General features: G+C 62.2%; 14 protein-coding genes and 1 pseudogene. 3 read left to right on the top strand and 12 right to left on the bottom strand.

The window, feature by feature from the left end:
• Window positions 1–384: 384 nt before the first annotated feature.
• Window positions 385–1,748, bottom strand: a protein-coding gene (locus tag EDF69_RS17380) for an IS3 family transposase (protein ID WP_409592734.1) whose coding sequence is annotated in 2 segments (ribosomal slippage) — window positions 385–1,398 and window positions 1,401–1,748 — 1,362 coding nt in all. Because the reading frame shifts where the segments join, the coding sequence is not laid out codon by codon here.
• Here EDF69_RS17380 and EDF69_RS17375 point away from each other — a divergent pair.
• On the top strand, window positions 1,700–2,125 hold the full coding sequence (locus EDF69_RS17375) for a flagellar hook-basal body complex protein FliE (RefSeq protein ID WP_425336693.1): 426 nt from the start codon (window positions 1,700–1,702) through the stop codon (window positions 2,123–2,125). The genes EDF69_RS17380 and EDF69_RS17375 overlap by 49 nt on opposite strands.
• Window positions 2,126–2,481: 356 nt before the next feature.
• Here EDF69_RS17375 and EDF69_RS17370 read toward each other — a convergent pair whose 3' ends face one another.
• The 8 genes and pseudogenes from EDF69_RS17370 to copC all read right to left on the bottom strand — a co-directional run bounded on the left by EDF69_RS17370 (window position 2,482) and on the right by copC (window position 11,264).
• Entirely contained in the window at window positions 2,482–3,117 is a 636-nt protein-coding gene (locus tag EDF69_RS17370) for a YybH family protein (RefSeq protein ID WP_239556198.1), read from the bottom strand.
• 73 nt (window positions 3,118–3,190) lie between these two features.
• Entirely contained in the window at window positions 3,191–3,988 is a 798-nt protein-coding gene (locus EDF69_RS17365) for a (S)-acetoin forming diacetyl reductase (RefSeq protein ID WP_088184705.1), read from the bottom strand.
• A 160-nt stretch (window positions 3,989–4,148) separates the two neighbouring features.
• Window positions 4,149–5,177 (bottom strand): alcohol dehydrogenase AdhP, encoded by a 1,029-nt coding sequence (gene adhP, locus EDF69_RS17360; protein WP_037475973.1) that lies wholly within the window; start codon window positions 5,175–5,177, stop codon window positions 4,149–4,151.
• Window positions 5,178–5,192: 15 nt separating this feature from the next.
• The gene (locus EDF69_RS17355; protein ID WP_037475975.1) at window positions 5,193–6,584 is read right to left on the bottom strand and encodes an NAD-dependent succinate-semialdehyde dehydrogenase; all 1,392 of its coding nucleotides are present in this window, start codon (window positions 6,582–6,584) and stop codon (window positions 5,193–5,195) included.
• Between the two features lie 47 nt (window positions 6,585–6,631).
• Window positions 6,632–7,042: pseudogene (locus EDF69_RS17350) on the bottom strand (NAD(P)(+) transhydrogenase (Re/Si-specific) subunit beta); the annotation flags it as partial.
• 170 nt (window positions 7,043–7,212) lie between these two features.
• Window positions 7,213–9,900 (bottom strand): vitamin K epoxide reductase family protein, encoded by a 2,688-nt coding sequence (locus tag EDF69_RS17345; RefSeq protein WP_037475977.1) that lies wholly within the window; start codon window positions 9,898–9,900, stop codon window positions 7,213–7,215.
• A gap of 64 nt (window positions 9,901–9,964) precedes the next feature.
• On the bottom strand, window positions 9,965–10,891 hold the full coding sequence (copD, locus tag EDF69_RS17340; RefSeq protein ID WP_037475979.1) for a copper homeostasis membrane protein CopD: 927 nt from the start codon (window positions 10,889–10,891) through the stop codon (window positions 9,965–9,967).
• A 4-nt stretch (window positions 10,892–10,895) separates the two neighbouring features.
• Window positions 10,896–11,264 (bottom strand): copper homeostasis periplasmic binding protein CopC, encoded by a 369-nt coding sequence (copC, locus tag EDF69_RS17335; RefSeq protein WP_037475981.1) that lies wholly within the window; start codon window positions 11,262–11,264, stop codon window positions 10,896–10,898.
• 221 nt (window positions 11,265–11,485) lie between these two features.
• On the opposite strand from copC, the gene EDF69_RS17330 reads away from it, so the two are divergent.
• Complete coding sequence (locus EDF69_RS17330; RefSeq protein WP_338112977.1) at window positions 11,486–12,469, top strand: NAD(P)/FAD-dependent oxidoreductase; 984 nt, start codon at window positions 11,486–11,488, stop codon at window positions 12,467–12,469.
• A gap of 283 nt (window positions 12,470–12,752) precedes the next feature.
• Window positions 12,753–13,157 carry a four-helix bundle copper-binding protein gene (locus tag EDF69_RS17325; RefSeq protein WP_047100480.1) on the top strand — a complete coding sequence of 135 codons (405 nt, stop codon included), beginning with the start codon at window positions 12,753–12,755 and terminating at the stop codon, window positions 13,155–13,157.
• A gap of 87 nt (window positions 13,158–13,244) precedes the next feature.
• On the opposite strand, the gene EDF69_RS17320 is transcribed toward EDF69_RS17325, so the two are convergent.
• The 3 genes from EDF69_RS17320 to EDF69_RS17310 form a co-directional block, all read right to left on the bottom strand.
• Entirely contained in the window at window positions 13,245–13,781 is a 537-nt protein-coding gene (locus EDF69_RS17320; protein ID WP_084718461.1) for a DUF2231 domain-containing protein, read from the bottom strand.
• 347 nt (window positions 13,782–14,128) lie between these two features.
• Window positions 14,129–14,578 carry a DUF411 domain-containing protein gene (locus tag EDF69_RS17315; RefSeq protein ID WP_047100380.1) on the bottom strand — a complete coding sequence of 150 codons (450 nt, stop codon included), beginning with the start codon at window positions 14,576–14,578 and terminating at the stop codon, window positions 14,129–14,131.
• A 58-nt stretch (window positions 14,579–14,636) separates the two neighbouring features.
• On the bottom strand, window positions 14,637–15,020 hold the full coding sequence (locus EDF69_RS17310; protein ID WP_037472990.1) for a DUF305 domain-containing protein: 384 nt from the start codon (window positions 15,018–15,020) through the stop codon (window positions 14,637–14,639).
• Window positions 15,021–15,045 lie beyond the last annotated feature (25 nt).

Genomic DNA, 15,045 nt, shown 5'->3' with positions numbered 1-15,045 from the left:
CCCATTTCATGCCGAACGCGAACCCTATCGATGGGGCGGCTCAACCCGATACTGACGCTGGCTTCCGCCAGCGTCCGCATGGACATGATAGCGCCAAGGACGCTCCTTCCCCATCAACGCCGTCCGAGGGTCCTGCAGTGGGCAGCCCCCCTTGGAGCGATCCGGGAGCAGCGCCAGAGCTTGCAGGTAACAAGCCGGCCGGCGGGGTGGATGCTGACCATCCGCACCTGTTTCATCTGGCCGAAGCGCCTGCCAATGTATTTGACGGCGGGGGTCTGCAAGGCGGACACGAGCACAATTGGCCAATCCTTGTCCGTCGTCAGAACATTCGGCACAACTCGCGGCGTAGATTAGCGGAGTGCGGACCTCGTCAGGGGGTTGATGTTAGGCGGCGAACTTGCGGTGCTGCAAGCGCCGATGTTCGATGGTCTGTCGCTTGATCCTTTCGCGCAGTTTGATGATTGCCGGAGCCCTGCCGAAGTAGGCGTCGGCAGGCGTCACATTGGCCAGGCTCTCGTGGTATCGCTGGTGATTGTAGTGCTCGACGAAGGCCTCGATGTGAGCTTCGAGGTCGCCGGGCAGGAAGTAGTTTTCCAGCAAGATGCGGTTTTTCAGGGTCTGGTGCCAGCGCTCGATCTTGCCCTGGGTTTGGGGATGACACGGGGCGCCGCGGACATGGCTCATCTTCCGGGCCTCGATGTATTCCGCCAGCTCACCCGCGATGTAGCTGGGGCCATTATCGCTGAGTAGCCGGGGTTTGTGCAGCACCGTGGCGCTGTCGCAACCAGAAGCCGCCAGGGCGAGGTCCAGCGTGTCGGTGACGTCCTCGGCTCGCATGTTGGTGCACAGCTTCCAGGCGATGATGTAGCGCGAGAAGTCGTCGAGCACGGTCGACAGATACATCCAGCCCCACCCGATGATCTTGAAGTAGGTGAAGTCGGTCTGCCACATCTCGTTCGGCCGCGTGGTTTTCGTGTGGAACTGATCGGCAGCCTTGATCACGACATAGGCCGGGCTGGTGATCAGGTCGCGGGCCTTCAACAGGCGGTAAACCGTGGATTCCGACACGAAGTAGCGCTGCCCATCGGTGAAGCGCACGGCCAGTTCCCGGGGGCTCAGCTCAGACTGTTCCAGCGCCAGCTCGATGATCTGGTCGTGGATGCCCGCCGGGATGCGGTTCCACACCCGGCTCGGCGCCGATGGCCGATCTTCCAACGCCTCCGGCCCGCCTTCGAGGTAGCGATCATACCAGCGGTAGAATGTCCGACGAGGGATGCCGAGTTGGTCCAGCGTGCGCTTGGCCGACAGGTGCGACTGCTCGACGGTTCTGATGATCTCGAGCTTCTCGGATGCGGGATACCTCATTCGTCGTTGCCCCCATCCGCGATCATGCTTTTTTTGAGCAGACGGTTTTCCAGTGTCAGATCGGCCACGCATTCCTTCAGGGCCCGGGTTTCGCGGCGCAGGTCCTGGACCTCTCCGGTGGTCGCGGCACGGGCGGTGTCGCCGGCCAGGCGGCGCTTGCCAGCTTCCATGAACTCCTTCGACCAGGTGTAATACAGGCTCTGGGCAATGCCTTCCTTGCGGCATAGCTCGGCGATGCTGTCTTCCCCGCGCAGGCCATCCAGCACGATGCGGATCTTGTCCTCGGCCGAAAAGTGGCGCCGGGTCTGTCGGCGGATGTCCTTCACTACCCGCTCTGCTGGGGCCTTGGCGGGCGATTTTACATTGGAGGATCTGGGCTTCATCTTCGTTCCTTCGTCACTACGACGAAGCCCAGATCCTCCTTAGATCACAACCTCAAATCTGTGCCATTGGTGCTGACGGCGGACAGGCGGACGGTGCAGACTCGGTCGTAGGTCCAGGTTCGACCCAAGGGATCTCGGCTGCCGGGCGCGCGGAACCAGGTGGCTTTACCTCTACACTGCAAACACAGCTTCAAAAGATCAATGAAATCAACGCTCGCGCCGGAAAGTTGACGGTTGCCTATGAACGCGGCGAAGAGGTCGATATTGCAAAGGTAATGCTCGCGCGGCAGGAGTCGTCGATCGCGTTCGAGGCGACGTTGCAAGTTCGCAATAAGTTGCTTTCCGCGTATAAGGACATCATGAGCATGCCAGTCTAGCGAAAACCTTGTCGATCATATCATTGTAAGGAAGTCAGATACGAGCATCCCACCGTATCAGCTATGATGGGTTCAGATCGGCATCGAAGGGCATTCTGTTATGAGAAGATCGAGGGCGATTATCACAGCCATGTTTCTGTTACCTCTGGCCGTAACGGCTTGTGGCAGCAGCGAGGAAACGTCGGACATCTCCGAGGATCAGATGAACCATTATGCTGGCATACCGGAGCACGATCACCCGACGAATTCTACAAATGCGACACCGCAGTCGGCTACGCCGAATCCAGCGAAGAAGCAGTAGCGGCCATATTGCCGACCCCTGAAGCTGGGTCCGGGCGCAATGTGATCTTGACCGATCAGGAGCCTTTCGGCTTGCGAGCGCTACTGTGCATGCTGATGATCTTCCAGCTGCTCCCCGAGCGCGTTAAGACGCTGGTTGCGACGCCAATACGTTCGGCAACAGCCCCGTTCTTCGGCTCGATCCGATAGCGGTAGGTCTCGGTGGCAAGTGCGACCGGACCCTCAAAGCGAACCTTCACCTTGTAGTCGGAAAATGTAAACGACTTGAAGGCTGCCAGCTCTGGCCCAAGATGATGGGCGAGGTATGTCGCGTAGGTTCCCTCCGAGCCACCCGTTTCGAATATCTGGGAGTCGGCCGCGAAGAGTCGCTCTGTTCCTTTCGCATCGAGCTTTTCAATCGCCGCCTTGTACTGCGACAGTACTGCCTCCACGGCCTTCGTATCCGCGAAGCGCGATGCAGGCTGGGCGGCGACCGCAATCGGCATCGCCAGTGCTGTGGCCATTGCCACCCTAAACGCCAAAATCATGTTTCCCCCTTCAAAATGCCAGATGGTTGAGGCCGCCATGCATGAAGGCGCGCCCCAGGAACCCTTGTAGTTGTCTGGCGCACAAACCTTGAGGTGACGCCTTCTATCCGGAAGTTCGGTCCACACGAGCGGCTGACCGACCGCATTCAGGACCATTGCATGCATCGCATGCCTCCCAGCATCTGACAGCTGCACCAAGACGAGCCTGCCGAAACAGGATCGTCTTCGAACCTCTGCCTCAGTTAAAGACCATGCCGCCGTCGATAATCAGGGCTTGCCCTGTCATGTAATCCGAGTCCGGGCCAGCAAGGAAGGATACGCAGGCTGCCACGTCTTCCGGCTCAGAGATGCGCCCGAGCGTTACGTTCTTCGCCCATTGCTGCAGGCCCCATTCAAGGGTCTGGCCATTTTCATCAGCGACCTTCTGAGCAATGCCCTCCATCATGGGCGTGCGCACGATACCGGGACAATAGGCATTGCTGGTGATGCCAAGGGGTGCGAGATCCTTGGCTGCTGTCTGGGTGATGCCGCGGATCGCGAACTTGGTCGCGCCGTAAACCGCCAGATCGGGATTGCCAACCTGTCCCGCCTGTGACGAAGCATTGATGATCTTGCCGACGATATCGCCGGCCTTCTCGGGCTTACGTGCCTTGAAATGCTTGAGCGCCGCCTGGATGCCCCAATAGGTGCCGCCGACATTGACGTCGAACACCTTGTGGTAGATTTCGGGCGTGATCTCCTCGATCGGTGTGGTCGGTCCGAGGCCTGCGTTGTTCACGATGACATCGAGCCGGCCAAACCGCTGAACGACCGCATCCACCGCCTTGAAGACGTCATCGCGCTGAGCGACATCGACCTTGACCGCGAGTGCTTCACCGCCTGTAGCGATGATTGCATCGGCTGCCGCCTCTGCCGTTTCCGCATTATAATCGAGACAGCCGATGGCGAAGCCTTCCCGGGAGAGACGCACCGCGATGGCCAAGCCTATGCCCTGGCCGGCACCTGTGACGATTGCGACCTTCTTGCCAGTAGTCATGATAATCTTCCTTCGTCTGTTCAGGATGGCGCCTCTCCTCCACCGGCGCGTCTCCTCCCTCCTAAGGGTGAGAGGAGACGCGTTCAGAAAGGCAATTGACCTCCGGCCCCGGCGGTGACCGGCTGATCGACGAAGACACGCCCGATCGAAAAGCGGCTCGTTATTGCTCGAAATCGATGACGACGCGGCCCTGGATGTCGCCCTTGTGCATCCGGGAGAAGATGTCGTTGATGTTCTCGAGTTTGTCGGTTGAGATCGTGGCCTTCACCTTGCCGTCACCGGCGAAGTCCAAGGCTTCCTGTAAATCGAGCCGCGTCCCCACGATCGATCCCCGCACGGTCACGCCGTTCAGCACCGTGTCGAAGATCGGCAGCGGGAAGTCACCGGGCGGCAGGCCGTTGAGCGCGACCGTGCCGCCGCGTCCCACCATACCCATCGCCTGTTCGAAGGCCTTGGGCGACACGGCGGTGACCAACACCCCATTCGCGCCTCCGATCTGCTTCTTCACGAAAGCGATCGGGTCTTCCGAACGGGCGTTGACTGCCAACGTGGCCCCCAGCGACCGGGCGAGGTCGAGCTTCCTGTCATCGACATCGACGGCGACGACGTTGAGGCCCATCGCCTTGGCATATTGCACGGCGAGATGGCCGAGACCTCCGATGCCGGAGATCACCACCCAGTCGCCCGGTTTGGTGTCGGTTACCTTGAGGCCCTTGTAGACGGTGACGCCGGCGCACAGGATCGGCGCAATATCGACGAACGAAACGTTGCCGGGCAGATGCCCCACATAATTGGGATCGGCGAGAACATATTCGGCAAAGCTGCCGTTCACCGAATACCCGGTATTGTGCTGCTCCTCGCACAGCGTTTCCCAGCCGCCCAGGCAGTGCGTGCAATGGCCGCAGGCATCATATAGCCATGGCACGCCCACCCGGTCGCCCTCCTTGACATGCTTCACACCTGCGCCAACCGCGACCACATGTCCGACGCCCTCGTGACCAGGAATGAAGGGTGGATTGGGCTTGACCGGCCAATCGCCCTCAGCGGCATGCAGGTCGGTGTGGCACACACCGGTGGCTGCGATCTTGACGAGGATCTGGCCGGCGCCAGGTCGGGGCACCGCGACTTCCTCCATGACCAATGGCTTTCCGAATTCACGGACGACCGCGGCTTTCATCGTGCTTTCCATGGCGATGTTCCTCTCTCAGAAATGCGCGTCGATATCGACGACATCGATCAGCTTGTGATTGACGAACTCCTTGAGGCCGAGGCCCAGCAGTTCGCGGCCATAGCCCGAGCGACGGATGCCGCCGAACGGCAGGTCGGCCTCCACCTTAGTCGGGTGATTGACGAAGACCATGCCGGTGGAAATCCGCTTCGCCACTTCGGCGCCGTGGACAGGATCGGAGGTGAAGACGGAGCCGCCCAGGCCAAAGGGCGAGTCGTTGGCGATGCGCACGGCATCGTCCTCATCCTTCGCACGGAACAGCATCGATACCGGACCGAAGAATTCCCAATAACGGGCCGGATTGCCCTCATCGAGGTCGGTCAGAAAAGTTGGCTGCACGAAAGCCCCCTTGTTCGGCACTGTAGGACCGACTTCCTCAGCCTTGGCGCCCAGTTCGACGGCCTTGCGGATCTGTTCCTTGATGTCGTCGGCCGCCTTTTGCGAGGAGAGCGGCGCGAGAGTGGTGCCGGGGTCGGAGGGGTCGCCCATGACGAGCTTGGCTACGCCCTTGCGATAACCGTCGAGGAAGGTGTCGTAGACTTCATCGACGACGATCATGCGCTTGGACGAAACACAGACCTGGCCACCGTTCCAGTGCCGGCCGAAGACGGCCCAGTCGATCGTCTTGTCCATGTCGGCATCGGCGAGCACGACAAAGGCGTCGGCGCCGCCCAGTTCCATGGTCGACTTCTTGAGCGCCTTGCCGGCCTCGGATGCAACCACCGCGCCGGCAGCTTCCGAGCCAGTCAACGCCACGCCATGAACGCGCGGATCGTTGATGATGAGGTTGATCTGATCGCGCGTTGCATAGAGATTCTGGAACGCGCCTTCCGGCAGACCCGCTTCGTTCATCAGTCTCTCGAACGCCGCGGCGCTCTGCGGAACGTTCGAGGCGTGCTTGAGGATCAGCGTGTTGCCGGCCGAGAGTTGCGGCGCGAGAATGCGGGCAATCTGATAATAAGGGAAATTCCATGGCTCGATCGCCAGGAGGACGCCGAGCGGCTCGTGCACCAGCATCGCCTCGCCTTCGGCGGGATCGAGCACCGGCAGCTTCTCCGGCTTCAGCAGGTCTTCCGCATGCCGAACATAATATTCGAAGATCTTGGCGGAGAGTTCCACCTCGGCCTTCGCTTCGGCGACCAGCTTACCCATTTCCAGCGTCAGCAGGCGGGCAAAAGCATCGCTGTCCCGGCGCAGGATATCTGCGGCATTCTGCAGGATACGGCCGCGCTCGGCGAAGGAGGTTTCGCGCCAACTGAGGAAAGCCGCGTCTGCTTTGTCCAGCGCGGTCTTCACCTCCTCGTCCGTTGCGTCGGGAAAGGTCGCAACAGTGTCTCCGGTATAGGGATTGATGGTCGCGTAGGTCATTGTCCATTCTCCTGTGGTGAATCAGATTTCGGGGGTAAGGGGTACGGTCACGCGCCGAGATCCTTCACGGCCTGCACCATCTGCGTCAGCACCGCCTGGGCATCCCCATAGACCATGCTGCAATTCTCGTTGAAGAAGAGCAGGTTCTCGACGCCGGAATAACCTTTGCCCTGACCGCGCTTGACGACATAGACCTGGTGGGCCTGGTCGGCATCGAGGATGGGCATGCCGTAGATCGGCGAGGATTTGTCGGTGCGTGCCGCCGGGTTGACGACATCGTTGGCCCCGATGACCAGCGCGACATCGGTGTTGGCAAACTCGGCGTTGATATCTTCCATATCGAAGATGATGTCATAGGGCACGCCGGCTTCGGCGAGCAGCACGTTCATGTGACCGGGCATGCGCCCCGCAACCGGATGGATCGCGAACTTCACGCCGACGCCTGCGGCCTGGAGCAGCTTCACGCGAACTCGTTCATCTCGGCATACTCGGCCGCTCTTGACCCGGCCATCGGCAACCGCACCGCCATAATCGACGGCCATATAACCGCCTGAATGACCGCCCGGATAGAACTCGGTACCTGGACTGCGCCATGCTGTGCCCCTCCTCTCTGGAGGCGAGTAAGGCCTCAAATTACGTATTTGTCCCAGCTCGCATAATGTTCGGGGCTGCGCTTGCCGCGCGGCAGGCTGAGCCCGATGAGCGCGATTCCCACGACCACCGACACGATCGCCCCAAGGGGGCCGGCCCCTGTCAGCAGGAACGGGGCAGCGACGAGCCATGCCCCGAACGCGACATTGATGAAGCGGAGAGCGCGGGCCACCTCTGCGGTGGCAATGATCGCGACTGTGATCACGAGGGCGCCGACGACATGGTCGCTGTTCGCCATCTCGCCTTCGTTCCCCAGGATCACCCGCGTCAGCATCAGGAAGGCGCCGAGCACGATACTGGCCGCCAGCGTCCACGGCAGCGTCAGCCCGCGCTTCGCATCCGCCCAGAAGGTAGAAGGCGAGGCCATCACGTCGGATGCGTCCTCGGCCCCCGCCTCGACCGCGTCGCCCTGGAAGAAGGTGCGGATCAGCGGCTTGCCGCGGCGCTTCGCCCAGGCGAGGAACTGGCCCATGGCAATGACCTCGTCCAATGCGAACGGGATCATGATCAGCATGGCGAGCGCGGCGATCAGCGCCAGCGTGCTCCACGTGCCGATGACGATCGGCTGGCTGATGATGAAATAGATGCTGACGACGCCGAGCGGAATGACGAGAATGCCGAAGAAGGTCACCATCCACGGCATGGTCCGCCAGCGGTCGCGGGTGCCCATCACCGCCATAAGAATTTCGAGCACGTAGCTGACTGTACCAAGACCGCCGTCGGGGATCGGCCAAGCCTTCGACATGTCGGATGTAATGATCTCCTCGGTCCCATTGCGCGGGTCGGCCAGCGATCCAGCAAAGAACGGCTCCCACACAGTATCGATGTGGCCTAACTGGTAGGCCGTCAGGATACGCGAGGTCAGAAGCCCAATCAGCGCCATGGCGACGATCGGCAGCCGCTGCGCGTCCGTCGATGGCGAATAGGTCCAGCCAGGCGGGATGTTCTTGGGGTCCATCATGCCCGCCATGCTCATGCCCGGCATCATTGGCACGAGCACCGACAGGGCGATCACGGCCGAGCCGATGAGCAGGTTGTTGTTGTACTGCGCGGCGCTCGGGCTCCAGAAGATCAGCGGCGCGAAGAACAGCCAGATGCCGATGAACGCGACAGCCCACTGCGCCCATGTCTTGGTGCGCGGGGCGAGCGACAGCGCGCCGAACAGCGCGATGGCGAGCCCGCTGACGACATCGCTGATAGCCAGTGCGCTGGCCCGCCATTCGATCGAAGGCAGCCCGCGATCGACGGTTACGAAACGCGCGGCTTCGCCGACGCTCTGCGTGGTCATGGAATCATAGATGAGCGGGCTGGAGGCGAGCCACAGACCGAGACCGATGTTGGCGTAAAGCGCCCAGCGTGCGCGGCGCTCATCGCGGTCCATCAAGGCCATGTGATCGCCGTGCCCGCCGTGGTCCGACATGGCCGCGACCGCGGCGCCGGACCCGTGCCCCATCGCCGCGTGGTCCATTTTGCTGTGATCCATCCCGCCGTGATCTATGCCGCCCGTTCCGGCGGCCGCTGCGGGCTGGTGGTGGCCAGACCCCGCAAGCTCGGCCTCTGGCTCTTCATCCCACGCGACCAGGTTCTCGTTGAGCTTGTTGTTCCGGTACCAGGCCCGCGGATGCCGCTTGAGCGCAGCGACGATCGCCGGGAGCGTGTCGCGAAGGCTGTGCTTCGGTTCCCACCCGAGCAGCGACCGTGCGCGCGAGATGTCGAGGATATAGTGGTCGTTGCTGCTGTCGATCATCCAGGGCTGGATAAAGTCGTCGCTGCCGAGCGCTTCGTTCTGCAGGATGATCCCGGCCTTCGCGAGCGGCTGCGGGATGCGGATCGTCTTCCAGCCCTCGCCGTGGAGCGCCTCCCCGACGATGTCCTGGATCTCGGCATAGCCGGGCGGGTCGGGTTCGCCGACGAGCAGCGGCAGTTCTGACGGCAAGTCGTGCCGCCGATCGACGAGGCGCACCACGGCGTCGGCCAAGTCCTCGCGGTGCACCGATGACTGTGCCGCGCACAGCATGCCGGGATAGAAATGCGAGATCAGGCGGTGCTCGTAGATCTGCGATATCTGCTGCGCGAGAAACGCCGAGCGCCCGTCGTCGTCGTAAACTCCTGCGGCGCGGAGGAAGACGACGGGGATGTTCCCGTGGCGCTCATGCAGCAATGCCTCGGTGTCGACCTTGGACTGCGGATACGCCCAGGACGCACCGATTGGCGACTCCTCGCTGATGCGCTCCTCCGGAGTGGCGGTCGGCTTATGGACCAGCATCGTGCTGGCGAAGACGAATTGCTCGACCTCGAACGATTGCAGCCCGTCAATCAGCCGGCGGGTGCCCTGGACTGTCACCTTGTCATAGAGCGGGTTAGGCTTGCCGGTTATGTCGTAATAAGCGGCTAGGTGGATAACCGACGCGATGCGGGCGCCGTATCGTGCGCGCACCTCCTCGAGCGCGGCGCGGACCGCCTCGTCGGACCCGAGATCGATGGCGACCGCGGCCGCAGGAGGCGGCGGGTCCGGAGGACCGGCACGATCGAGTCCGACGACCGTGTAGCGTTCGCCGAGCCGGGCAATGAGCGCGGCGGCTATGAAACCGCTCGCACCCGTGATGAGGACGATCTCAGGAGCACCCTTGCCGCTCCCGGGCTCGCTGCGTTCGACGTCGGTCATGACTCTGCCACCCTCGTTCGTTCACCTTTGAATACATCAACAGACCCAGCAGAGCTAACCTCACCTACATGCCCGATGCGGGCGGTGCGAGGGTGCCGAGCCATGCTACGAGCGCCAAGATACCAATCACGCAGGTTGTCTCGACCGCCAGGCTGACCCGCAGCGTCATAAGCGCTCCGTCATGATCGTTCATGGCAATCGAGCGTTCGAAGGCCGGCGTGAGGCGGAACCGATTAAGCGACGCGAGTCCCAGCATCGCTGCGAACAAGACCAGCTTGGCGAGCAGCAGCAAGCCGTAGAGCGTCGTGCCCAAGGCCGTGAAATTGGCTGGGCCCACGAGCAGCCAGCTGTTGATCAAGCCGGTGATCACTAAAATGGCAACCACGAGCGTGCCCACCGCCCCGAAGCCGTGCAGCGCCCGATGGGTAAGCTGAAGGTGCGCGGCATCGATCGCCTCGGCGCGGCGCATCATCAGGAGAAGCAATCCGAACAGTGCGCCAACCCATATACCGCCTGCGAGGAGATGGAGAATGTCCGCGCCCAGGTGAAGCCATCCGGTGCTTCCCTCGTCCATGGCACCGTGCCCGTTCCACGCGAGTGTCGCCAACGCCGTAGCGGCGGCAATCATGGCCATCGCCAGCCATGATGCTCTGCCTCGCGCCAGTAGGACCGCGCCCCCGGCAATGACCAGCGCTACCATGCGCACCTTCCAGGCGGAGCCAACCGGTGGCCCTCCGAGCAAGGCAGCCACCGCGGCCTCGTCGACCGGCCAGAATGGAGATCCGGCCATCGACGAGGCCATGAGGATCAGGCCAGCGGCTGAGAGCAGCAACCCGAGCACAGCACTTCCCGAAAGCCAAGGCCGCAGAGCGATTGCATCCTCGCGCTCGCCGAGCCGAAGGCCATAGAGGCTGAACGCCGACAGGCCGAACAGCACCGCCAGGACGAGGTATAACGCCAAGCGGATGGCGACGGTCGGCCAGTCAATCATCCGCTCACTTCACCGTGAAGGTGTAGCTGCCAGTGATTTTGTGCGTGTCGCCGGAAACGACCTGCCAGTCGACGTTGTAACGCCCACGCGGGAGACGCTGCTTCGGGATGATCGTGAGCGTACGCCCGTCGGAGCCGACCGCGGCGCTGCTCGGCATCTTCATGGCCGCCATGCCAGGCATCGCGGCCATGATCAGTTCGGCCTTGGAGAAAGCAGGCACGAGTTTCTCGCTGAACTGGAGGCTGATCTTCTCCGGGGTCGCAACCGCCGCGTTGGCGGCGGGGCTGGCGGATACCAGCTTCGGGTGCGCGTTTGCGACGCCGCCTGCGAAGAACAAGGCGGCGGCGGCAGTCGTGATGAACAAGCGACGCATCTGGGCAATCTCCATTTCCATTGGGTTCACTTGTATTACGCAGCCGGACGTTTCACCCCTCACGATCTTTTTCGTGCCGCCGCGCCTCTCGATGAGGGGTTAGCGGGGGAGGCGCGTATTCAGAAGGGAGTACAGAGCGCTTTTCACTGCGCCTTCCCGTCCGGACGAGCTGTCGCCGCGGGCCTGACGGGCGCTTGCGCGGGGTAATGATGAGGTTGCGGTTGACCAATCAAGGCTGGACTGGCGATCCCGAGGAGGTCATCGACTGTCTGATTGTGGGCGGCGGTCCCGCAGGCCTCACGACCGCGATCTATCTGTCCCGGTTTCTCAGGAGCTGCGTCGTCTTCGACACGGCGGCAGGGCGCGCCGCCTCCATCCCGCGCTCGCACAACCTTCCAGGATTTCCCGGCGGCATTTCCGGCGTCACGTTTCTTGCGCGCCTGCAAGCTCAGCTGCACGAATATGGCGGTACGATCCAGAGCGGTGAGATCGACGCGATTGTCGCATCAGGCGACCATTTCTCGGCAAGCTGCGGACTGAACGTCATGTACGCGCGGACCGTGGTCCTCGCGACCGGGGTCGTCAATCGACGTCCAGAGATGCCCGATGCGATGCATGACATCGGCGTCGCGCGTGGTCTTATTCGCTACTGCCCGATTTGCGATGGTTATGAGGCTCGGCGGATGAACGTGGCGGTGCTCGGCTGCGACGGCCATGGCGCTGAAGAAGCCGAATTTCTGCGCGCTTATGGCGCCAAGGTCACGCTTCTCGCCGAACGGTCGCTCGACCTCGCTCCAATGGAATTTGCCAAGCTGAACCAGCAGGGCATCGATGTCGCGCCTTCGCCTGTCGAGCAGCTGCGTCTGGGCGAGTGTGTCGAGGTGCGGTTGGCCAACGGCCTGGGGCTACAATTCGACACGCTTTACCCTGCGCTCGGCTCGTCGCCTCGAACGCGGCTTGCCACTTCGCTGGGCGCGAAGCTCAGCGAATCAGGTTGCGTGCTGACCAACGCCCACCAACAATCCTCTGTTGCTGGCCTCTACGCGGTTGGCGACGTTGTGGAAGGGCTCGATCAGATCAGCGTCGCGACCGGACAAGCAGCGATCGCTGCGACCGCAATCCATAACCTGTTGCGCGACAGCGACAGCGGATTGGCATCCGCCATGGCCGGGCTGTGTCCCGCTCGGGGCGTACTGCCGACCTAGCGCGAGCTATTGGCAGTGCAACGAGTAAAGCCGCCACCCAGCGCTGATTCGTACCCACACGACGATCGGCGACACGGCCCTTCTCCGTTCAAATTCCCGCACTACGATCCCGGGCTCGCTCACGCAGGCGGCATGGGCGTCGAGACGGTGCGCTACCACCAGCGCCAGAGGTTACTCGACACGCCAAAGCGGCCGCACGGTCCAACGCAAAGGCCGGAACATTCAGGTTTGTAACCTCTTGCTTCGACAGGTGGTGAGACCACTGCCTGAACAGGAGAGAACGATGCACCACATGAAAGAGATGATCGCGACGCATCCGGACGTGAAAGGAAGCACGAACGATGCACTGATCCGCTGTCTCGAGGAGTGCTACTCATGTGCTCAAACCTGCACGTCGTGCGCTGATGCCTGTCTGGCGGAAGAGATGGTCGCGCAGCTTCGCCAGTGCATTCGTCTGAACCTCGACTGCGCCGACATCTGCTTGGCGGCAGGCTCGCTCGGCACCCGCCGCACCGGCAGCAACGAGCAGGCGCTGGTCGCGGCTCTTCAAGCCTGCGCCATCGCCTGCGGGCTGTGTGCGGAGGAGTGCGAGAAGCATGCGAGCATGCACGAGCATTGCCGCATCTGCGCTGAACACTGTCGCCGCTGCGAACAGGCTTGCAACGAAGCGGTTCAGTCGATCCGCTGATCAGCCGAGGACGCGTCCTTGGCGGAGACGCGTCCTCGACGGTCCCTGTTCAGGAAACGACCGCTTCACGCACACAGCCGGACTGGGTCAGAACGCCAAGTGGTTTATTCCGCCATGCATGAAGGTTCCGCCAAGGAACCCCTGGATGGAGATCGCCAGCGTCATCAGGCCAAGCAACACCCAGTACAACGTCCGCGACCGCTCGGGACCCTTACGGTGGCGCGCTGCCATCCAAGCCAGCGCAACGCCGAAGACCGCGATCAACGTTCCGAGCCAGCGATGCGTCATCAGGATCGGGTTGCGGTCGGTCAGGTAGAACCCGCCTGCGAACCAGCCCAGGAACGCCGCCGCGATTGCTCCCAGCGCTCCGACGACCAACATTATATGTGCGACATGCTGATAGTCCCGGTTGCGGCGCCACAACCCGAACAGCTCCACCCCGAACGCACCGATGAACAGTGCGATGGGAAAATGAATGACCATGGTGTGCAGCCGACCCAGCCAACTCACAAGACGTTCGCCGAAACTCTTGTTCTTGTTAGCGGTCTCCTCGTGCATGCCGCCCATGTCCATGTCATCGCCGGCGATGTCGCGGCCGGCCATGTTCATGTCCACGGTCGACATAGAGCCCATCCCCATGTGACCGTCGCCAGCGTCTGCTCCATCCTTTTTCTGAGTCTCGCCTGCGCTGTTAGCGGCCGGCCCGGGACCGGCCCCGAGCGCATCGTGATCTTCATGAGCCGATGCCGACGTGCTTACTGACATTGCAACCGCAAGGAGCAAAGCGAAGGTCCCGCCTCGTTTACCGCCCATCACCCGACCCCTTGATCCGTGTTCATCGATTCCCGTTTTCCTCACCCGTCCGAATCCTTTTGTGAACTCTTCGCCTGCTCTTTCAGACGAACTGGACCGTGGAGCTACGCCGGCTGCGGCGGCCGGGTCCTGCGCCGCTAGCCTGAAAAAACCGCCGATCAGCTGCCGTGGCGCGCGAACAGGCGGCGCCCGCCGGGACCGAAGGCGACCACGTCATAGGCCTGCGTCTTGACGCCCGGCACTTCCATTCCCGGCGAGCCGAGCGGCATACCGCCGACCGCGAGGCCTCGCACACCCTTGGGCCGGGTCGCGAGAGCCCGCTTCATATCGGCAATCGGCACGTGGCCCTCGAAAGCCATGCCATCGGCGATTGCTGTGTGGCAGGACGAGACGTCCGCAGGGACCCCCGCGCGCTTCTGCAGCGCCGGGCGATTGGAATCATCGACGACGCGCACCTGGCGCCCGAGCTGCCGCTGCACCTGCGCTGCCCACTTGGCGCAACAGCCGCAGCCGGGATCGCGGTGCATAACGATCGGAGTGGCCGCGCTGACGGCAACCGGAACCAACAAGGCTGCGGCAGTAAGCGCGGATCGTAAAGCTGTCTTCATGGAAAAACTCCTTGGTCATTCCTCCCGCCCCCTCGTGGGGCGGGAGGAACGAAGATTATCACTGAGGTCGCTTGCTCATCGACCGGAGCATCGCCTGGAGTTCACCGATGCTCTTGTTTTGCTCGGCAATAGACTTCTGAGCCATTTGCCGGGTCTTCGCATCGGGCGCCTCGCGGAGAACGATCTGCGACATGGCAATCGCACCGCGGTGATGCTCGATCATCTTGCGGGCCCACGTCTCATTTGCATTGGCGCCTTTGGCCCTCATCATCTTCTCGTGCATCGCCATCTCGGCGGGCATGAAGGGCGTGTTCATGCCAGGCATGTTGTCGTGGTTCATGCCCTGCATTTTCGAGTGGTCCATGCCTTGCATCTGCTGCTGAGCCAAAGCCGGGCTCGCTGCCATCGCCGCCAGAGCCAGAGCTGTAAGTGTCTTAAACATTGCCTGCTCCTTCTTGGACTTAGTC

This window comes from Sphingomonas sp. JUb134 (assembly GCF_004341505.2).
Taxonomy (GTDB): Bacteria; Pseudomonadota; Alphaproteobacteria; order Sphingomonadales; family Sphingomonadaceae; genus Sphingomonas.
The sequence above is the reverse complement of the archived record's forward strand: the minus strand, read 5'-3'. Positions and strand labels throughout refer to the sequence as shown.